General features: G+C 72.2%; 16 protein-coding genes and 1 pseudogene. 13 read left to right on the top strand and 4 right to left on the bottom strand.

Annotated features, from left to right (window positions below; translation table 11 throughout):
* Nucleotides 1-56 precede the first annotated feature (56 nt).
* The 13 genes and pseudogenes from ABD140_RS25060 (at nt 57) to ABD140_RS25000 (ending at nt 14889) form a co-directional block, all read left to right on the top strand.
* On the top strand, nt 57-1460 hold the full coding sequence (locus ABD140_RS25060) for a M1 family metallopeptidase (RefSeq protein ID WP_344243418.1): 1404 nt from the start codon (nt 57-59) through the stop codon (nt 1458-1460).
* Nucleotides 1461-1568: 108 nt separating this feature from the next.
* Nucleotides 1569-2645: pseudogene (locus tag ABD140_RS25055) on the top strand (LLM class flavin-dependent oxidoreductase); the annotation flags it as partial.
* Nucleotides 2646-2847: 202 nt separating this feature from the next.
* Complete coding sequence (locus tag ABD140_RS25050; protein WP_344243417.1) at nt 2848-3564, top strand: CE1759 family FMN reductase; 717 nt, start codon at nt 2848-2850, stop codon at nt 3562-3564.
* A 19-nt stretch (nt 3565-3583) separates the two neighbouring features.
* Nucleotides 3584-4144: a TetR/AcrR family transcriptional regulator gene (locus tag ABD140_RS25045; RefSeq protein ID WP_344243416.1), complete on the top strand. Its 561-nt coding sequence runs from the start codon at nt 3584-3586 to the stop codon at nt 4142-4144.
* Between the two features lie 118 nt (nt 4145-4262).
* Nucleotides 4263-5843, top strand: a complete 1581-nt coding sequence (locus ABD140_RS25040; RefSeq protein ID WP_344243415.1) for a GMC oxidoreductase — start codon at nt 4263-4265, stop codon at nt 5841-5843.
* An 82-nt stretch (nt 5844-5925) separates the two neighbouring features.
* Nucleotides 5926-6843 (top strand): D-alanyl-D-alanine carboxypeptidase family protein, encoded by a 918-nt coding sequence (locus tag ABD140_RS25035; protein ID WP_344243414.1) that lies wholly within the window; start codon nt 5926-5928, stop codon nt 6841-6843.
* A gap of 71 nt (nt 6844-6914) precedes the next feature.
* Nucleotides 6915-7151 carry a hypothetical protein gene (locus ABD140_RS25030; RefSeq protein WP_344243413.1) on the top strand — a complete coding sequence of 79 codons (237 nt, stop codon included), beginning with the start codon at nt 6915-6917 and terminating at the stop codon, nt 7149-7151.
* Nucleotides 7148-7237, top strand: coding sequence for a K(+)-transporting ATPase subunit F (gene kdpF, locus ABD140_RS25025; protein WP_344243412.1), 90 nt, complete (start codon nt 7148-7150; stop codon nt 7235-7237). Before ABD140_RS25030 ends, kdpF begins: the two co-directional genes overlap by 4 nt.
* Complete coding sequence (gene kdpA / locus ABD140_RS25020; RefSeq protein WP_344243411.1) at nt 7237-8898, top strand: potassium-transporting ATPase subunit KdpA; 1662 nt, start codon at nt 7237-7239, stop codon at nt 8896-8898. Before kdpF ends, kdpA begins: the two co-directional genes overlap by 1 nt.
* Nucleotides 8898-11009 (top strand): potassium-transporting ATPase subunit KdpB, encoded by a 2112-nt coding sequence (gene kdpB, locus ABD140_RS25015; RefSeq protein ID WP_344243410.1) that lies wholly within the window; start codon nt 8898-8900, stop codon nt 11007-11009. Before kdpA ends, kdpB begins: the two co-directional genes overlap by 1 nt.
* Nucleotides 11006-11878, top strand: coding sequence for a potassium-transporting ATPase subunit C (locus ABD140_RS25010; protein WP_344243409.1), 873 nt, complete (start codon nt 11006-11008; stop codon nt 11876-11878). The genes kdpB and ABD140_RS25010 overlap by 4 nt, the downstream gene beginning before the upstream one ends.
* A gap of 14 nt (nt 11879-11892) precedes the next feature.
* Entirely contained in the window at nt 11893-14397 is a 2505-nt protein-coding gene (locus ABD140_RS25005) for a DUF4118 domain-containing protein (RefSeq protein WP_344243408.1), read from the top strand.
* Complete coding sequence (locus ABD140_RS25000; RefSeq protein WP_344243407.1) at nt 14398-14889, top strand: response regulator transcription factor; 492 nt, start codon at nt 14398-14400, stop codon at nt 14887-14889.
* A 12-nt stretch (nt 14890-14901) separates the two neighbouring features.
* On the opposite strand, the gene ABD140_RS24995 is transcribed toward ABD140_RS25000, so the two are convergent.
* From ABD140_RS24995 to ABD140_RS24980, 4 genes are all read right to left on the bottom strand, one after another.
* Nucleotides 14902-15576, bottom strand: coding sequence for a response regulator (locus ABD140_RS24995; protein WP_344243406.1), 675 nt, complete (start codon nt 15574-15576; stop codon nt 14902-14904).
* Nucleotides 15573-18071 carry a DUF4118 domain-containing protein gene (locus ABD140_RS24990; protein ID WP_344243405.1) on the bottom strand — a complete coding sequence of 833 codons (2499 nt, stop codon included), beginning with the start codon at nt 18069-18071 and terminating at the stop codon, nt 15573-15575. Before ABD140_RS24990 ends, ABD140_RS24995 begins: the two co-directional genes overlap by 4 nt.
* Nucleotides 18072-18144: 73 nt before the next feature.
* On the bottom strand, nt 18145-19344 hold the full coding sequence (locus tag ABD140_RS24985; RefSeq protein ID WP_344243404.1) for an acyltransferase family protein: 1200 nt from the start codon (nt 19342-19344) through the stop codon (nt 18145-18147).
* Complete coding sequence (locus tag ABD140_RS24980) at nt 19341-20330, bottom strand: alpha/beta hydrolase (RefSeq protein ID WP_344243403.1); 990 nt, start codon at nt 20328-20330, stop codon at nt 19341-19343. The genes ABD140_RS24985 and ABD140_RS24980 overlap by 4 nt, the downstream gene beginning before the upstream one ends.
* Between the last annotated feature and the right edge of the window lie 130 nt (nt 20331-20460).

Raw genomic sequence — 20460 nt, 5'->3', positions numbered from 1 at the left:
GAAATGCGGGTTCGTCAGGCTCGAGAGGGACAGATGGTGCATCGAGGGGAGAAACGATGAGACGGAGCGGACCGGTCACGGCCGCGGTGCTGACGGCGGCCCTGGCGTTCGCGCCCGCCGCGCACGCCGCGGAGCGGTTCACGCCGGGGGCGGCGGGGGCGGGAGACCCGTACTTCCCGGAGAACGGGAACGGAGGGTACGACGTCCGGGACTACGACCTGACGTTCCAGTTCGAGCCTTCGACCGGGGCGATCACCGCCACCGCGCGCATCCAGGCCAGGGCGACGCAGAACCTCTCGTCGTTCAACCTCGACTTCCTCGGCCCGCTGGAGGTCGACGACGTCAAGGTGAACGGACGGGCGGCCTGGAAGAGGGAGGGCGCGCAGGAGCTCGTCATCACCCCGCGCAAGGGGATCAAGGCCGGCAAGAGGTTCACGGCGACGGTGAAGTACCACGGCGTCCCCAAGCGCATCGACGATCCCGCGCTCGGCACGTCCGGCTGGATCGCCACGGACGACGGCGCGGTGGCGCTCAACCAGCCGTTCGGCGCCGCCACCTACTACCCCGTGAACGACACCCCGCGCGACAAGGCCACCTACAGCGTCACGGTCACGGCGCCGTCCGGGCTCAAGGCGCTGTCGAACGGCGAGAAGGTGAAGGAGCGGACGCGCGGCGGCCTCACCACCGTCACATGGCGGATGCGGCACCCGATGGCCAGCGAGCTCGCCATGCTCGCGATCGGCAGGTTCAACGTGACGACGGGGCGGACCCCCTCGGGCATCCCGTCGGTCACCGCGATCGACTCGGCCCTCGACACCGCCCCGGACCAGTCGAAGACGTTCTTCGACACGACGAACACCGTGACCGACTGGATGCGCAGGACCTGGGGCCCCTACCCGTTCACCTCCACAGGCGGCGTCGTCGACCGCATCGGCGTCGGCTACGCCCTGGAGACCCAGGGCCGCTCGGTCTACGACGTGGGGGAGCCGGGCCGCCAGCCGAACACCGGGACGATCGCGCACGAGCTGGCCCACCAGTGGTTCGGCGACAGCGTCACGCCCTACCTGTGGAAGGACATCTGGCTCAACGAGGGCTGGGCCACCTACAACGACTGGCTGTACACCGAGGCCACCGGCGGCCGCACCGCGCAGGCCGCGTTCGACGCCTCCTACGCCCGCGCCGCGGACCATGCGGCATGGCAGACCGTCATGGACGACCCCGGCCGCGACGGCATCTACAACTGGTCGTCCTACACGCGCGGCGCGATGACCCTCCACGTCCTCCGAACGAAGATCGGCGACGAGAAGTTCTACCGCCTCGGCCGCACCTGGGCCGCGAAGTACAAGGACGGCAACGTCACGACCGCCGACTTCAAGGAACTCGCCGAGAAGGTCTCCGGACAGGATCTCGACGCGTTGTTCACCGCCTGGGTCCACACCCCGGGCAAGCCCGCCCTGTAGCGGCGACGACGAGCGGCGGGATCGGGAACAAACACCCGAGCCTGATGGTTCAATATTCAACTACCATCGGCGGGTGCCCGCCCGCGCGGACAGGAAGGAGCCGTTCCCATGCAGTTCGGGATCTTCAGCGTCGCCGACATCACCCCGGATCCCACGACCGGGGCGGTCCCCACGGAGCGGGAGCGGATCCGCGGCGTCGTGGAGAAGGCGAAGCTGGCCGAGGAGGTCGGCCTCGACGTCTTCGCCGTCGGCGAGCACCACAACCCGCCGTTCGTCACCTCCTCGCCCACCACGACCCTGGGCTTCGTCGCGGCGAAGACCGAGCGCCTGCTGCTGTCGACGGCCACCACGCTGATCACGACCAACGACCCGGTCAAGATCGCCGAGGACTACGCCATGCTCCAGCACCTCGCCGACGGCCGCGTCGACCTGGTCATGGGGCGCGGCAACACCGGCCCCGTCTACCCGTGGTTCGGCCAGGACATCCGCCAGGGCATCGAGCTGGCGGTCGAGAACTACCACCTGCTGCGCCGCCTGTGGACCGAGGACGTCGTGGACTGGGAGGGCGAGTTCCGCACGCCCCTCCAGCGGTTCACCTCGACCCCGCGGCCCCTCGACGGCGTCCCGCCGTTCGTCTGGCACGGCTCGATCCGCTCCCCGCAGATCGCCGAGCAGGCCGCCTACTACGGCGACGGGTTCTTCCACAACAACATCTTCTGGCCCATCCGCCACACCAAGCAGATGGTGGAGTTCTACCGGCAGCGGTTCGAGCACTACGGGCACGGCACCGCCGACCAGGCGATCGTCGGGCTCGGCGGCCAGTTCTTCGCCCGGGAGCGGAGCCAGGACGCCGTCCGCGAGTTCCGCCCCTACTTCGACAACGCCCCCGTCTACGGGCACGGCCCGTCGATGGAGGACTTCACCCGCGAGACCCCGCTGACCGTCGGCTCACCCGACCAGGTCATCGAGCGGTACCTGGCCATGCGCGACCACGTGGGCGACTACCAGCGCCAGCTGTTCCTCGTCGACCACGCGGGCCTGCCGCACAAGACCGCGATGGAGCAGATCGAGATCCTCGGCACGAAGATCGTCCCGGTGCTGCGCAGGGAGCTCGACGCGCTGCGTCCCGCGCACGTGCCGGACGCCCCCACCCACGCCTCCCTCGTCGCCGCCCGCGACGCGGCGCTGGCGGCCGAGGGCGAGCAGCCGTACTCCGACGCCTACCGCTTCGGCACCGGCGACAACTGGACGGGGCTGACCGCCGAGGGCGGCGAGCAGGCCCGCCGCCAGGCCGCGCTGCGCGAGCTCCGCGAGCAGCGGCGCCTGGCCGGCTCGGCCGCCGGACGCGAGACGGCGGCCCGCGAGGCCGCCGAGAAGGGAAACGGCCATGAGTGACGTCCGCCCGCTCGGCCTCGTGGTGATCTCCTCGGGGTTGAGCGTCCCCTCCACCACCCGCATGCTCGCCGACCGCCTCGCCGCGTCCGCCCGCGACGTCCTCGAACGCGACGGGCACACCGTGCGCACCTCGTTCATCGAGGTCAAGGACCTGGGGCACGACATCGTCGACGCGACGCTGACGCGGTTCGCGGGCGAGCGCCTCCAGTCCGCGATCGACGCGCTGAAGGCCGCCGACGGCGTCATCGCCGTCACCCCGACCTTCAACCTGTCCTACGCCGGCGTCTTCAAGTCGTTCATCGACGTCGTCGACCCGGGCACGTTCACCGGCGTGCCCGTCCTGCTCGGCGCGACCGGCGGCACCGCCCGCCACTCCCTGGCGATCGACTACGCGCTGCGCCCCCTGTTCGGCTACCTCAAGGCCGACACGGTCCCGACGAGCGTGTTCGCCGCCGCGGAGGACTTCGGCGCGGCCACCACCGCCAAGGCGGAGGACTCCCTCCAGGAGCGGACCCTGCGCGCCGGCACCGAGCTCGCCCAGTACATGCTGCGCTTCGCCGGGATCACCGGCGGTGCGGTCGCCCCGACCAGGGCGCGCACCGGCCCGGCCGCCGCCTCGGCGGAACCCGCCGTCGACCAGCGCGGCCGCGCGGGCGCCCTGGAGGAGTTCGCCGACTTCGTCCCGATGGGAACTCTGCTCGGCCGGTGAACGCCGATATCCTCTCGGTGTGGGGGCGAGAGAGCGGATCCTGGACGCGGCCGCGGCTCTCGTGGCGCGGTCGGGTTTCGAGGCCGTGAACATGGTGGCGGTGGCGCGGGAGGCGGGGGTCTCCCGGCAGACGGTCTACGCGCACTTCGGCGGGCGGGACGAGCTGCTGTCGGAGGCGATGGTGCGGGTCACGCACCAGGTGCTGGGGCGGCTCGACGCCCGGATCGCCGACGTGCCGGACGCGGCGGAGTACGTCGTGGAGCTGATCGTGGCGGTGCGGGCGGAGTGCCGCCGCCATCCCGTCCTGGGCGCGCTGCTGCTCGCGGACCGGGGCAGCCCGCTGTTCGACGAGGAGACCTTCGTGCGGACCAAGCCGGCGGCGGAGCGGCTGCTGGTGCCGCTGCTGGTGCGGGAGCCGCGGCTGGCCGCCCGGTTCGGCGACGTGGTGGAGGTCATCCTGCGCAGCGCCCTGTCGGTGCTGCTCTTCGACAGCGACGCCGTCCGCACCGACGAGGACCTGCGCTCCTTCCTGCGCTGGACGCTGCTTCCGGTGCTGGAGTCGGCGTACACCCGCGGTTGACACTCGCGACATTTGTTGTCCAATTTTATTGACACTCTCACCGCCCGGTGTCTAGTTTCAGGCGGGCCGCGCGCAGGCGCGCTCTGGCTTGACCGGAAACCGACCGAGTGGAGCACACATGTCCTCATTGAGCCGCCGTTCCCTGCTCGCCGGGGCCGCAGCGACGGGCCTGACCGCCCTGGGCGCGTCGCGGGCCGCCGCCGCCGGACGGCGCAGGGTGCCGGTGACGCGCGAGGAGCACCGCGTCGTCATCATCGGCTCCGGGTTCGGAGGCGGCGTGGCGGCGCTGCGGTTCGCCCAGGCCGGGGTGCCCTCCCTCGTCCTGGAGCGCGGGGTCCGGTGGCCGACCGGGCCGAACGCCGAGACGTTCCCGCACGCCGCCACCCCCGACAAGCGGATGTTCTGGCTGGGCTCGCCCGCCGAGATCCTCGGGATCAAGGTGCCGGGCTTCGAGGGGCCCTACACCGGCCTCCTGGAGCGGGTGTTCGGCAACGGGATGGACATCGTCTGCGCCTCGGGCGTCGGCGGCGGCTCGCTGGTCTACCAGGGCATGACGCTCCAGCCCTCCGAGGCGGTGTTCAACGCCACGCTGCCCCAGGAGCTCGACTACGCCAGGATGGACCGCGAGTACTACCCGCGCGTCGCCAGGATGCTGAAGCTGCAGACCGCGCCCGACGAGCTGATCAACAGCAGGACCTACAGACCGGCGCGCGTCTTCGCCCGCAACGCCGAGCGCGCCGGCTACGCCGTGTCGAAGATCCCGATGCCGATCGACTGGGACTTCGCGCTGCGCGAGCTCGACGGCGAGATGAAGCCGTCCTACACCAACGGCGACTGCGCCATGGGCGTGAACAACGGCGGCAAGCACTCCGTCGACGTCACCTACATCGCCGCGGCGGAGGCCACCGGCCTGGTGACCGTCGCGACGCAGCACAACGTCACGGACGTGGCCAGGGCCGCCGACGGCCGCTGGCAGGTCTGCGTCGACCGCATCTCCACCGACGGGACCGTGCTGGAGCAGAAGATCATCACCGCGAAGGCGCTCGTCATGGCGGCGGGCTCGGCGGGCACCACCCGGCTGCTGATGCGCGCCGGGGCGAAGGGCCAGATCCCCGACCTGCCCGACGGCCTGGGCACCGGCTGGGGCTCCAACGGCGACCGCATCTACGTCTGGACGAACTTCGCCGACGACTTCGGCGCCCCCCAGGGCGGGCCGGTCATCTACGGCAGCAAGGAGTGGGACGACCCCGCCTCCGCGAACACCATCATCCAAGCGTCCCTCCCGCCGTCGCCGAACCTGCGCTCCACCATGCTCGTCGGCTTCGGCGTGAGCGCCGACCGCGGCCGGTTCACCTACGACGCCGCCAAGGACGACGCCGTGCTGCAGTGGGCGGCCAAGGGCGACGAGGCGCTGTTCAAGCGGATCGACGCGCGGGCCAAGAAGATCGCCGGCCCGCTCTCGGCCCTCCTCGACACCACCGCCGCCTACCCGTCCACCTGGCACCCGCTGGGCGGCGCCGCGATGGGGTCGGTCTGCGACCTCGCCGGGCGGGTCCAGGGGCAGCGCGGCCTCTACGTCCTGGACGGCGCGCTGATCCCCGGCACCACCGCCGCCTGCAACCCGTCGATGACGATCGCCGCGGTGGCCGAGCGCGCCACCGACGAGCTGCTGGCCCAGGACGCGGGGACCGTCTTCTGAAGCCGCCGGGCCGTCCCGCTGTCCGAAGATCGCGATAGCCTCTCCGGGCTCGGGACGAACCCAGACGCAAGGGGACAAGCTGGTGCTGAAGAAGTTGACCGCGACCACCCTCGCCGTATCGATGATCACCGTGGCCCCGGTGGGCGCGGCGGAGGCCAGGGCCAAGCCCAAGGCGCCCCAGGGGGTGTCGGCCACCTCCGCGATCCTCTACGACGCCACGGCGAAGAAGGTCCTCTGGCAGCGCAGTCCGAACAAGCGCATGCCGGTCGGCAGCATGAACAAGGTCGCGCTGGCCATGGTGGTGCTGCAGAAGGGCGGCCTGAACAAGAAGATCAAGATCAAGCAGAAGTACAAGGACTGGGTGGACGACTGGGGCGCCAGCAACAGCCGTCTCGTGCCCGGTGACGTGCTCACGGCCCGCCAGCTGCTGGAGGCCATGCTCATCGAGTCCGGCAGCGACGCCGCCTACGCCCTCGCCGACACCTACGGCGGCAGCGGCGGATTCCTCGGCGCCCAGGCGAAGATGAACGCCCTGGCCAAGCGGCTCGGCATGAAGAACACCCGCTACACCTCGTTCGACGGCCAGCCCCAGAAGGGCGACCGCACCACCGCCGCCGACCAGCTCAAGCTCGCCCGCCACGCGATGAAGAACAAGACCTTCGCCGCGATCGTCAAGACGGTGAAGAAGGACATCGTCTCGGCGAAGGGCCGCAGGTACCCGCTGCGCACCCACAACCTCCTCCTGCGCGGCAGCGGCACCAACGAGGACAACACCGGCTACCCCGGCCTCTACGGCATCAAGACCGGCACCACCGGCACCGCGGGCGCCTGCTTCATGTTCGCGGCCCGCCGCAAGAAGCACACCGTCTACGGCGTCGTCCTCAAGAGCTCCTCCGGCGAGGAGCGCTTCCAGGACACCGTCAGGATGCTCAACTGGGCGTACGGCACCAAGAACACCGTGACCCTCACCCCGGCCCCGCCGCGCCTCAGGAACGACTGACCACCGCCGGAACCCCGGCACCGGCCCCCGATCCCGGATCGGGGGCCTTCGTCATTTCCGGGGGCGGCCGTATGGATCGCGTAAAGATCGCGGGTCCCGCCGTATGGAAGGCGTTAGGGGACGCCGGAAATCCGAAAATCGGCGGTTTTCTTCTCTTTGGCGCCGCCGAACGGGGCGGCGCCGGTCCTCCGCGGACCCTTTCGAACCGGAGAAGAACAGCAGCCATGGCAGACCTCGTGCTCATAGCGCTGACCATCGCGGTCTTCGCGATGCTCGGCCTCGTCGTGAAGGCGGTGGGACGCCTGTGAGTCCCGACAACATCGTCGGCCTGATCCTCGCGGTCGGACTGATCGTGTTCCTGGTAGTGGCCCTCCTGCGCCCGGAGAAGTTCTGATGAGCTCCACCACCGCGGGAGTCCTCTTCATCGTCTCCCTGTTCGCCGCGCTCGCCCTCGTGCACATCCCGCTGGGCGATCACATGTACCGGGTGCTCAACTCCACCGGGCACAACAAGGTGGAGCGCGGCATCTACCGGGCCATCGGCGTGGATCCGGACTCCGAGCAGAAGTGGAGCACCTACGCCAAGAGCGTCCTGGCGTTCTCCCTGCTCTCCTTCCTGCTCCTCTACGGGCTCCAGCGGCTGCAGGACAAGCTGTTCCTGAGCCTGGGCTTCGACCCGGTGCCCGACCACGTGGCCTGGAACACCGCCGCCAGCTTCGTGGCGAACACCAACTGGCAGGCCTACTCGGGCGAGAACACGATGGGCCACCTGGTCCAGATGGGCGGCCTGGCCGTCCAGAACTTCGTGTCCGCCGCCGTCGGCATCGCCGTCGCCATCGCGTTCGTCCGCGGGTTCGTGCGCAGGAGGACCCAGGAACTGGGCAACTTCTGGGTGGACCTCACCCGCGTCACCCTCAAGATCCTGCTGCCGATCGCGGCGGTCGGCGCCGTCGTCCTGATGGCCGGCGGCGTCGTGCAGAACTTCGCCGACCCGCAGGCGGTCACCACGGCGACCGGCGGCTCGCAGACCGTCACCGGGGGGCCGGTCGCCTCCCAGGAGGTCATCAAGCTGCTGGGCACCAACGGCGGCGGCTTCTACAACGCCAACTCCGCGCACCCGTTCGAGAACGCCACGGCCTGGACCGACTGGGTCGAGATCTTCCTGATCCTGGTGATCGCCTGCTCGCTGCCCCGCACGTTCGGCCGCATGGTCGGCCAGAAGAGGCAGGGCTACGCGATCGTCGCGGTCATGGGCGTCCTGGCGACCCTGTCGATCATCGCCACCACCGCCGTGCAGCTCGCCCACCACGGCACCGTGGCCCAGGCCGTCGGCGCCTCGATGGAGGGCGTCGAGCAGCGCTTCGGCGTCGCGAACTCGGCGATGTTCGCCTCCGCCACCACCCTCACCAGCACCGGGGCGGTGAACTCCTTCCACGACTCCTACACCAGCCTCGGCGGCGGTGTGCTGATGCTGAACATGATGCTCGGCGAGGTCGCGCCCGGCGGCGTCGGCTCCGGCCTGTACGGCATGCTGATCCTCGCCGTGATCACGGTGTTCGTCGCGGGCCTCATGGTCGGCCGCACCCCCGAGTACCTCGGCAAGAAGATCGGCGCCCGCGAGATCAAGCTCGCGTCGATGTACTTCCTGGTCACCCCGGTGCTGGTGCTGACCGGCACCGCGATCGCGATGGCCTTCGAAGGGCCGAGAGAGGGCATGAACAACCCCGGGGCCCACGGCTTCTCCGAGGTGCTCTACGCCTTCACGTCCGCCTCGAACAACAACGGGTCGGCGTTCGCGGGCCTGACGGTCAACACCTGGTTCTACGACATCGCGCTCGGCCTGTGCATGCTGCTGGGCCGGTTCCTGCCGATCATCTTCGCCCTCGGCCTGGCCGGGTCGCTGGCCCGCCAGACCCCCGTCCCGGTGTCCGCGGGCACGCTCCCGACGCACCGGCCGCAGTTCGTCGGCATGGTCGCCGGCGTCGCCCTCATCCTCGTCGCCCTGACTTTCTTCCCGGCGCTGGCCCTCGGCCCGCTGGCAGAAGGGATCCACTGATGTCCACCCCCGTGCAGGCGCCTCGGCAGGTGTCGGCCAGGGTCTCCAGCGGGCTGCTCGACCCCAGGCTGCTGCTGTCCTCGCTGCCGCTCGCGCTGCGCAAGCTCGACCCGCGCGTCATGTGGCGCAACCCCGTCATGTTCATCGTGGAGATCGGCGCGGTCTGGGCGACCTTCCTGGCCGTCCGCGAGCACACCGCCTTCGGGATCGCGATCGCGGTCTGGCTCTGGCTGACGGTGGTCTTCGCCAACCTGGCCGAGGCCGTGGCCGAGGGCCGCGGCAAGGCCCAGGCCGACACCCTGCGCAAGGCCAAGCAGGACACCACCGCACGCCGGCTGGCGAACGGCGGGGAGGAGGAGGTCCCGGCGGCCGAGCTGCGGCAGGGCGACGTCGTGGTGGTCGAGGCCGGGCAGATCATCCCCGGAGACGGCGACGTCGTCGAGGGCATCGCCTCGGTGGACGAGTCGGCCATCACCGGCGAGTCCGCGCCCGTCATCCGGGAGTCCGGCGGCGACCGGTCGGCGGTGACCGGCGGCACGAAGGTGCTCTCCGACCGGATCGTCGTGCAGATCACCCAGAGGCCGGGCGAGTCGTTCGTCGACAAGATGATCGCCCTGGTCGAGGGCGCCTCCCGGCAGAAGACCCCGAACGAGATCGCCCTCAACATCCTCCTGGCCGCGCTGACGATCATCTTCATGGTCGCCACCGTCACCATGCAGCCGTTCGCCATCTGGGGCAAGCTGAGCAACCCCGGTGTCCCGGACACCGCGGCGCTGGACGGGAACGGGGTGACCGGCATCGTCATGGTCTCCCTGCTGGTCTGCCTCATCCCCACCACGATCGGCGCGCTGCTGTCGGCGATCGGCATCGCCGGCATGGACCGGCTGGTGCAGCGCAACGTCCTGGCGATGTCCGGCCGCGCCGTCGAGGCCGCGGGCGACGTCAACACCCTGCTGCTGGACAAGACCGGCACCATCACCCTGGGCAACCGGCAGGCGTCGGAGTTCACCCCCGTCGGCGGCGTCTCCGAGGAGGACCTGGCCGACGCCGCGCAGCTGTCGTCGCTGGCCGACGAGACGCCCGAAGGCCGCTCCATCGTGGTGTACGCCAAGCAGGCGTACGGGCTGCGCGAACGCCATCCGGGCGAGCTCGCGCACGCCGAGTGGATCCCCTTCGCCGCGCAGACCCGCATGTCGGGCGTCGACGTGGACGGCCGCAGCCTGCGCAAGGGCGCCGCGTCCGCGGTGGCCGACTGGATCCGCGCCAACGGCGGCATCGTCTCCCCGGCGCTCGGCGACGTGGTGGACGGCGTCTCCGCCGCGGGCGGCACGCCCCTGGTCGTCGGCGAGACCACCGACGGCGGGGCGCGCGTCCTGGGCGTCATCCACCTCAAGGACGTCGTCAAGTCCGGCATGCGCGAGCGGTTCGACCACATGCGCGCCATGGGCATCAAGACGATCATGGTGACGGGCGACAACCCGCTCACCGCCAAGGCCATCGCCGAGGAGGCCGGAGTCGACGACTTCCTGGCCGAGGCCAAGCCCGAGGACAAGCTCGCCTTCATCAAGGCCGAGCAGGACGGCGGGCGCCTGGTCGCGATGACGGGCGACGGCACCAACGACGCGCCCGCCCTGGCCCAGGCCGACGTCGGCGTGGCGATGAACACCGGCACCTCCGCCGCCAAGGAGGCCGGGAACATGGTCGACCTCGACAGCGACCCGACGAAGCTCATCGAGATCGTCGAGATCGGCAAGCAGCTCCTCATCACCCGAGGCGCGCTGACCACGTTCTCCATCGCCAACGACATCGCCAAGTACTTCGCGATCATCCCGGCGCTGTTCGTCGGCCTCTACCCCGGCCTGGACGCCCTCAACATCATGCGGCTGTCCAGCCCGCAGTCGGCGATCCTCTCCGCGGTCGTCTTCAACGCGTTGATCATCATCGCGCTGATCCCGCTCGCCCTGCGCGGCGTGCGGTACCGCCCGAGCTCGGCCTCCCGGCTGCTCAGCCGCAACCTGGCCGTCTACGGGCTCGGCGGGGTGGTCGCCCCCTTCGTCGGCATCAAGATCATCGACCTTCTGATCCAGTTCGTCCCCGGGATCTCCTCATGAACACTCTGCCCGGCTGGCTGCGCCAGCACCTGGCGGCGCTGCGCGCGCTGCTGTTCCTCACCCTCGTCTGCGGCGCGGCCTACCCGCTGGTCATCACCGCCGTCGCCCAGCTCCCCGGCCTGAACGGCAAGGCCGAAGGCTCCTACGTCGAGGTCGACGGGAAGCGGGTCGGCAGCGAGCTGATCGGCCAGCCGTTCCTCGACGGGAACGGCGACCCCCTGAAGCAGTATTTCCAGGTCCGCGAGTCCAACGCCGGCGACGGCTGGGACCCCATGGCCACCGCCGCGGGCAACCGGGGGACGGAGGACGTCGTCGACACGGCCGAGCGCGAGTCGCTGCTCACCACTGTCTGCGCCCGCAGCCTGAAGTTCGGCGAGCTCGACGGCGTGGACGGCTCCCGCCCGTACTGCACCGACGGCGGGGTCGGCGCGGTGCTGTCGGTGCTCGGGCCCCGCGACGCCACCGGCACCGTCACCCGCCCCACCAGGGTCGTCAGCGTCAACGAGGCATGCCCCGCCACCCCGTTCCTCGCGGAGTACAAGGGCGTCAAGGTCGAGTGCGCCGTCTCCGGCGACGACTACGCCAAGGGGCAGATCGTGCCGGTCCGGGGCGACGCCCCCGAGCACCCGGCCGTCCCCGCCGACGCCGTCACCGCCGGCGGCTCCGGCATCGACCCGCACATCTCCCCGGACTGGGCGCGGTTGCAGGCCGGGCGGATCGCCGCCGCCCGCGGCGTCCCGGTCGACCGGGTCGAGCGGCTGATCGGGGAGCACACCACCGGCCGCGCCCTCGGCTTCATGGGCGAGCCGGCGGTCAACGTCCTCACCCTCAACCTCGCCCTCGACGAGACCGCCCCGTTCCGGGGCTGAGAGAGGAGACAGCCATGGCCAGGGGACGGCTCCGCATCTACCTGGGGGCCGCCCCCGGTGTGGGCAAGACCTACGCCATGCTCTCCGAGGGCCGCCGCAGGGCCGAGCGGGGGACCGACGTGGTCGTCGGGTTCGTGGAATGCCACGACCGGGCCCGCACCCTCGCCCTCCTGGACGGCCTGGAGGTCATTCCCAGGCGCGTCGTGACCTACCGGGGCGCGGAGTTCACCGAGCTCGACGTGGACGCCGTCCTCGCCCGCGCCCCGGAGGTCGCCCTCATCGACGAGCTCGCGCACACCAACGTCCCGGGCGGCGCGGCGGAGAAGCGCTGGCAGGACGTCGAGCGCCTGCTGGAGGCGGGCATCGACGTCGTCTCCACGGTGAACGTCCAGCACCTGGAGTCGATGAACGACGTCGTCGAGAAGATCACCGGGATCCCGCAGCGCGAGACCGTCCCCGACGAGGTGGTGCGCCGCGCCGACCAGGTCGAGCTGGTCGACATGTCGCCCGAGGCGCTGCGCCGCCGCATGGCGCACGGCAACGTCTACGCCGCCGAGAAGATCGACGCCGCCCTGTCCAACTACTTCCGCGTCGGCAACCTCACCGCCCTGCGCGAGCTCGCCCTGCTGTGGGTCGCCGGCAAGGTGGACGACCAGCTCGCCCGCTACCGGGACGACCACGGCATCGCCGGGACCTGGGAGGCGCGCGAACGCATCGTCATCGCGCTCACCGGCGGCCCCGAGGGCGTGACCCTCATCCGCCGCGCCACCCGCATCGCCGCCCGCTCCAAGGGCGCGGACCTGCTGGCGGTGCACGTGACGCGCAGCGACGGCCTGTCGGGGTCCAGGCCCGCCCGGCTCGCCCGGCAGCGCGAGATCGTCGAGGGCCTCGGCGGCACCTACCACCAGGTCGTCGGCGACGACGTGCCGCGCGCCCTGCTGGAGTTCGCCCGCGCCGTCAACGCCACCCAGCTCGTCCTGGGCGTGTCCCGGCGCGGCAGGCTCGCCCAGATGCTGAGCCCCGGCGTGGGGATGGTCACGACGGCGATGTCCGGCTCGATCGACGTGCACATGGTCACGCACGAGCAGGCGAGGCAGGGGCACAAGCGCCCCGTCCGCGACCCGGGGCTGGCCCCGGGCCGCCGGGCCTGGGCGTGGACGCTGTCGGTGCTGGGCCTGCCGCTGCTGACGTTCCTGCTCTACCAGGCGCGGGACGGGCTGACGCTGCCGAGCGACATCCTGTTCTACCTGGCGGCGGTGGTCGGCATCGCGCTGGTGGGAGGCCTGTGGCCGGCGATGTTCACCGCCGTCATCGGGTTCCTGCTGCTCAACTTCTACTTCACCCCGCCGATCGGGCTGCTCACCGTCGCCGAGCCGGAGAACCTGATCGCGCTGGTGGTGTTCGTGCTGGTCGGCTTCGGGGTGAGCGCCGTCGTGGACCGGGCCGCCAGGCGTTCGCGGGAGGCGCTCCGGCTGCACGCGGACTCGGAGGTGCTGTTCGGCCTGGCCGGGAACGTGCTGCGCGGCGAGCACGCCGTGGGCAGTCTGCTGGAGCGGCTGCGGGAGACCTTTGGGCTGGTGTCGGTGACGCTGCTCGAACGCCCGGCCTCCGGATCGGGCTGGCAGGTCGTGGCGACCGTCGGCGGCCGCCCCTGCACCAGCCCCCAGGACGGCGACACCGAGATCCCGATCTCCGACGGCCTCGCCCTGGCCCTGCGGGGCCGCACCCCGGCCGCCGCGGACCGCAGGATCCTGGAGGCGTTCGCGGCCCAGGCGGCGGGTGCGCTGCGCCAGCAGCGCCTGGCCGCCGAAGCCGAGAGGACGCGGCCGCTGGAGGAGGCCGACCGCATGCGGACGGCGCTCCTCAGCGCCGTCAGCCACGACCTGCGCACCCCGCTGTCCTCGGCCAAGGCGGCCGTCGACAGCCTGCACGGCTCGGAGATCGACTGGTCGGACGAGGACCGCGCCGAACTCCTCGACACCGCCGCCCAGTCCCTGGACCGGCTGGACCGGCTCGTGGCCAACCTGCTGGACATGAGCCGGCTGCAGGTCGGCGCCCTGGGCATCGCGGCACGGCCGCTCGCCCTGGACGAGGTGGTGCCGCGCGCCCTGGACGAGATCGGGCCGTCCGCGGAGGGCGTCCTCGTCCAGGTCCCGCACGAGCTGCCGCCCGTCGAAGCCGACCCCGCGCTGCTGGAGCGCGTGCTCGTCAACGTCGTCTCCAACGCCCTGCGGTACGGGCCGCCCGGCCGGCCGGTCCTCGTCACCGCCAGCGCGCACGGGGACCGCGTCGAGCTGCGGGTGATCGACCGAGGCCCCGGCATCCCCCTCGCCGACCGCGACCGGGTCTTCCTCCCGTTCCAGCGGCTCGACGACCGCGACAACCACACCGGTGTCGGGCTCGGCCTCGCCCTGGCGCGCGGCCTGACCGAGGCGATGGGCGGCGAGCTCGTCCCCGAGGACACGCCAGGCGGCGGCCTCACCATGACCGTCTCACTCCACATCCACCCGGGGGACTAGATGATCCGCATCCTCGTCGTCGACGACGAACCGCAGCTCCTGCGCGCGCTGCGCGTCAACCTGCGCGCCCGCCACTACGAGGTCGCCGTCGCCGCCAGCGGCACCGAGGCCCTGCGGGAGGCCGGCGCCTGGCATTTCGACCTGGTCCTGCTCGACCTGGGCCTGCCCGACCTGGAGGGCGTCGAGGTCATCCACGGGCTGCGCGGCTGGACCCAGATCCCGATCATCGTGCTCTCCGGCAGGGCGGGCAGCATGGACAAGGTCGAGGCGCTGGAGGCGGGCGCCGACGACTACGTCACCAAGCCGTTCGGCATCGAGGAGCTCCTGGCCCGCATCAAGGCGGTGTCCCGCCGCGTCCACGTGCGGGACGCGGCACTGGTCGTCCAGGTGGGGGAGCACACCGTGGACCTGGTCGCCAAGCTCGAGCCCGAACCCGCGCGCCCGCGCCACCTCATCACCGAACCCGGCATGGGCTACCGCTTCCAGCCCTGACGGGCCTCGCGGTCAGGGGGCGAAGCGGTAGCCCATGCCCGGCTCGGTGATGAGGTACCGGGGGCGGGACGGGTCGGGTTCCAGTTTGCGGCGGAGCTGGGCCAGGTAGACGCGCAGGTAGTGGGTCTCGGCCGCGTAGGCCGGGCCCCACACCTCGTGCAGGAGCTGCTGCTGGCCGACCAGGCGGCCCGGGTTGCGGACGAGGATCTCCAGCACGTGCCACTCGGTGGGGGTGAGCCGCACGTCGGCGCCGTTCCGGGTCACCCGCTTGGCGGCCAGGTCCACGGTGAAGTCCGGGGTGGCGACGACGGCCTGCTCCTCGGCGGGGGCGGCGCGGCGGAGGGCGGCGCGCATCCGCGCCAGGAACTCGTCCATGCCGAACGGCTTGGTGACGTAGTCATCGGCGCCCGCGTCCAGGGCGGCGACCTTCTCCACGGCCGAGTGGCGGGCCGACAGCACGATGATCGGCACCCGGGTCCAGCCGCGCAGCCCGTGGATGACCTCGACGCCGTCCAGGTCGGGCAGGCCCAGGTCGAGGACGACGAGGTCGGGGCCGTGCCGGGCGGCCAGGTCCAGCGCCGTCCGGCCGTCGGGCGCGGTGTCGACCTCGTAGCCGCGGGCCTTGAGGTTGATGCGCAGCGTGCGGATGATCTGCGGCTCGTCGTCCACCACGAGGATGCGGGTCATCCCGCCTCCCCGGCCCGGGCCACCGGGAGGTCGAAGACCAGGGTCAGGCCCCCGCCCGGTGTGTCCTCCGCGGTGAGGGCGCCGCCCATCGCGCCGGTCAGGCCGCGGGCCACCGCGAGGCCGAGCCCGACGCCCGTGCCGCGGGGCGCGTCGCCGAGCCGCTGGAACGGGACGAAGAGGTGCTCCTTGTCGGCGTCGGACACCCCGGGGCCCCGGTCGGCGATCCGCAGCTCCAGCCGCGCGCCCAGCCCGCTGGCGGTGATGAGCACCGGGGCGCGGCCGTGCCGCAGCGCGTTCTCCACCACGTTGGCCACGGCCCGCTCCAGCAGGCCGGGGTCGGCGTCGGCCCACGGCAGGGTCTCGGGCACGTCCAGCTCGATCCGGTCGGGAGGGAAGGGGCGGACGGCCCGCAGCACGACCTCGTCCAGCCCCACGGGCCTGCGGAGCAGCTGGACGGCGCCGGTCTGCAGGCGCGTCATGTCCAGCAGGTTCGCGACCAGGCCGTTCAGCTGGTCGGCGGACTCCTCGATGGCGGCCAGCAGCTCCGCCTCGTCGCCGGGGTCCCAGACGACGTCACCGGAGCGCAGGCTGCTGACGGAGGCCTTGATCGAGGCGAGGGGGGTGCGCAGATCGTGGGAGACGGCGGCGAGCAGCGCGAGCCGCACCTCGTCGGCCTCCTCGAGCTCCTTCGCGCGCGAGGCCTCCCGGGAGAGCCGCTGGCGCTCCAGTGCGGCGGCGGCCTGGTGGGCGAAGGCCGACAGGACGCGCTGGTCGGAGGCCGGCAGCGTCCGGCCGCGCAGCGCGAGCGCGAGCCCGTCGTCGATCTTGACCAGCAGGTCCGCCCCGTCCGGCGCCGCGCACGCCGCGCCGGCGCGGCCCGCGACCGTCCAGCCGCCGGAGCCGCGCTCCAGCAGGGAGACACCGGTCAGGCCGAACGTCTCCAGAACGCGCTGGAGCAGCGCGGGCAGGGTGGACTCGCCCTTCAGGACACCGGTGGCCAGCATGCTCAGCGTGGCGGCCTCCGCCAGCGGCTCGGCGGCGGCCCGCCGGTCGCGCGCGGCCGAGGCGACCTCGGCGGAGACGGCGCCGCCCACCAGCAGGGACGACACCAGGGCGAGGACGTTCGCGCCGTCGGAGACGGCCAGGGTGCGGACCGGCGGGGCGAAGAACCAGTTCGCCAGCACGAAGCCCGCGACGGCCGCGGCCATCGCGGGCCACAGTCCTCCGATGAGGGCCGCGGCCACCGCCGCGCACAGGTAGAGCATGAGGCCGAAGGCCAGGGGGACGGCCTCGTCGGGCGCGTGCAGCAGCAGCGTCAGGAGGACCGGTCCGGCCAGCGCCACCGCCCAGCCCGCGCCCTGGCGGCGCCGGCCCAGCGCCGGCGCCTTCGCGGCACGCGGTCGTCCGCCCTGCCCGGCCTCCTCGTGGGTGACCAGGTGCACGTCGATGTCGCCGGACAGGTCGGTGACGACACGGCCGACGCCCGGCCCGAAGAGGTAGCGCCAGCTCGGCCTGCGGCTGGTGCCGATGACGATCTGCGTCGCGTTGATCCCGCGCGCGAACTCCAGCAGAGCGGCCGGGACGTCGTCCCCGGCGACCTGGTGATAGGCGCCGCCGAGGCCCTCGACCAGGGTGCGCTGCCGGGCCAGCGTCTGCGGAGACCCCCCGCTGAGGCCGTCGCCGCGGGCGATGTGCACGGCGGCGAGCTCGCCGTGTCCGGCGCGCGCGGCGATACGGGCCGCGCGGCGGATCAGGGTGTCCCCTTCGGGGCCTCCGGTGATCGCGACGACGATCCGCTCCCGCGTCTCCCAGGTGCTGTCGATGCCCTGCTGCTCGCGGTAGCGGGCCAGTCCCTCGTCCACGCGGTCGGCGACCCACAGCAGGGCGAGCTCGCGCAGGGCGGTGAGGTTGCCGACGCGGAAGTAGTTGGACAGGGCGGCGTCGATCTTCTCGGCGGCGTAGACGTTGCCGTGCGCCATGCGGCGGCGCAGCGCCTCGGGCGACATGTCGACGAGCTCGATGTCGTCCGCGTCGCGCACCACCTCGTCCGGAACGGTCTCGCGCTGCTCGACGCCGGTGATGTTGCGCACGACGTCGTTGAGGGACTCCAGATGCTGGACGTTCACCGTGGTCACGACATGGATGCCCGCTTCGAGCAGCTCCTCGACGTCCTGCCAACGCTTGGCGTTGCGGCTGCCGGGCACGTTGGTGTGCGCCAGCTCGTCCACCAGGACGACCTCGGGCGAGCGCCGGAGCACGGCGTCCACGTCCATCTCGGTGAAACAGGCGCCCCGGTACGCCATTTCCCTGCGCGGAACGACCTCGAGGCCGTCGATCAGCTCGCGCGTCCTCGGCCGGCCGTGGTGCTCCACGAGTCCGGCGACGACGTCCGAACCCCGCTCGCGGCGGCGCAGTCCCTCGCCGAGCATCGCGTAGGTCTTGCCCACGCCGGGAGCGGCGCCCAGGTAGATGCGGAGTTTCCCTCTTCCGGTCATGACAGGTCGATTCTTACAGTCGGCCGTGTTCGTACGCGTACCGGGCCGCTCCCGACGGGTTCCGCTCCCGCCGTCAGGCCAGGGCGAAGACCGCGAAGCCCGAGGCGAGCAGGACGGCCATGACACGGCGCGCGGTCCCCGTCCCGGTCCACGGGGTCTCCAGGCGCCGGGCGAAGCGGGCGATGCCGATCAGCAGCAGCGCGAAGAGCGGCAGCCAGGCCAGCCGGGCCGCGATCCAGCCGGCCGTCACCGGCGCCGTGGTCAGGCCGGCGACGGGACCGGCGAACGACGCGGGGATCGCGGCGGCCAGCATCGCGGTCTGGTGCCAGCACAGGATCGTCATCGCCGACAGGTTGACGACCACCACCAGGGCCCAGAGCGCGGGCCGGTCCAGCACGCGGGCGAGGCGGTCGCGCAGCAGGATCGCGGCGCCGGACTGGGCGGCGGCGAGGGCCAGGACGAGGAGCGACGGAGGGTGGGAGTTGGTCCTGGCCTCACCGGGCACGCCGACCATCGACGCCGGGTAGGCGAAGACGAAGACCAGCGCCGCGAAGAGCGCCGCACCGCCGATCAGCAGCACCAGGCCCTCGCGGCGGCCGATCCGCCTCTCCGCCCACCCGGTGCCGAGCTGGTAGGCGAACATCCAGCCGGGGAGGAGGTTCAGCACGCTCAGCCACGAGGGCATGGCGTCGGAGTAGGGGCCGTAGCGGAGGAGGTCGACCACGGCGACCGAGCCGAGCAGCGGGGCGGCGGCCCACGCGCCGAGGCGGCGGGTGGCGGCCAGGCAGTACGGGGTCAGCGCGGTGATGACGGCGTAGACGCCGACGAACCACAGGGGCTGGACCACCAGCGTCGAGGCGGTGTGCAGGGTGGCGACCGGAACGCCGAAGCCGTGGTGGAGGAGGAGCAGGAGCGGGGCCCAGACGGCGGCGACGCCGAGGACCGGGCGGCCCAGCCGCTCCAGGCGGCCCTTGATCCACTCGCCGGGGCGTCCCCGGTGGCGCCGGTAGGAGAGGGCGGAGGCGTAGCCGCCGACCAGGAAGAAGACGCCCAGCATCTGGAGGACCCAGGAGAGCGGGGCGAGGCCGCCGAAGGCGGAGAGCGGGCTGGCGTTGCGCAGCCCGCCGTCGGAGCCGAGGGTGAAGCCGCCGAGGAGCCAGTGGCCGGTGGGGACGCTGAGCAGGGCCAGGGCGCGGAGGCCGTCGACGGCGCGGTCCCGGTGGGCGGGGGTGCTCTCGGTGATCTTCCTGATCGTGCTGGACAGAGCGGTCATCGGGGGTCTCCTCCGGTGGCGATGGCGGCGAAGGCGGCCAGGGTCGTGGTGCCGGTGTCGAAATAGGCGCTGTGCAGGGGGACCCGGGAGGCGTCGAGCGTGCGGGCGCCGAAGGCCGGGTCGGTGGGGTCGGTACCGTGGCCGAGGCCGAGGAACTCGACGTGGGGGATGCGGCGGATCCAGTCCCTGGGGGACGTCGCCGCCCAGACGGTGGCGTCGGTGCGCAGGTCGGCCGCGGTGCCGGCGCGCATGCCGGGCGAGCCCAGCACCACGATGTCGGTGGCGTCGGTGCCGGCGGCGGCCAGCCCGCAGACGACGGATCCGTAGCTGTGGCAGAAGAGGACGGGGTCGGGGGCCCCGATGGCGTCCAGTCCCCGGGTGAAGAGGGTGAGGCGCTCGGCGCCGTCCTCGGCGAGGCGGCCGGTGGCCGCGTCGATGCCGAGCCCTTCGGGAGTGGTGTAGCCGGCCCACGCGATGACGGCGGTGTCCTCGCCCGCCTCCTTCTGGAGGCGTTCCGCCATGCGCTCAAGGCGCCCGAAACGGCTCGAGGCGGAGATGTCCGAACCGGGGACGACGATCGACACATGGGCGGCGGTGGCCAGGTCCCCGATGACGGTGGCGATCCGGCCGCGGCCGCGCGGGTCGTAGGCGAGGACGCCGTCCCGGCCGGTGGCCGCCTTGTTCGCGCGGTAGCGGAGCCCGATCGGCGCGCCGTCGAGGTTGCCGACCACGGCGGGGTGCTCTTCGGCGAGCCGGACCCGCTGCCGCTCCGTCGTCCCGTCGAAGAACGCGGCGATCTCGGCGGGCCCGGCGGTCGACGGGTCCGGGAGCGGGCGTCCCAGGGAGGTGTCGGCGAGCCATGCCTCCACGCCTGGAAGCGGTGCGGTGAGCAGGGTCTGCGCCGAGACCGGGGACCAGCCGAGGGTTCTTCCGACGGCGACGGCCACCAGGGCGAGGGCGGTCAAGGTCCTCTTCAAACGGCGCATCGAAGCCGTCCTTCTTCTCGTCTCACCGCGGGGTCGGTGATGAGAAAGAAGGTAGGAACGAGGGCCTCACGAGGGCATCACGCCAGGCGCCCAAGGTGGGAGTGGTACCCCGGTAGGGGGAGGAGGCCGC

Source organism: Actinocorallia libanotica, from assembly GCF_039525175.1.
GTDB classification, from domain to species: domain Bacteria; phylum Actinomycetota; class Actinomycetes; order Streptosporangiales; family Streptosporangiaceae; genus Actinocorallia; species Actinocorallia libanotica.
Note: the sequence above shows the minus strand (reverse complement) of the source record. Positions and strands in the feature narration are given on the sequence as shown.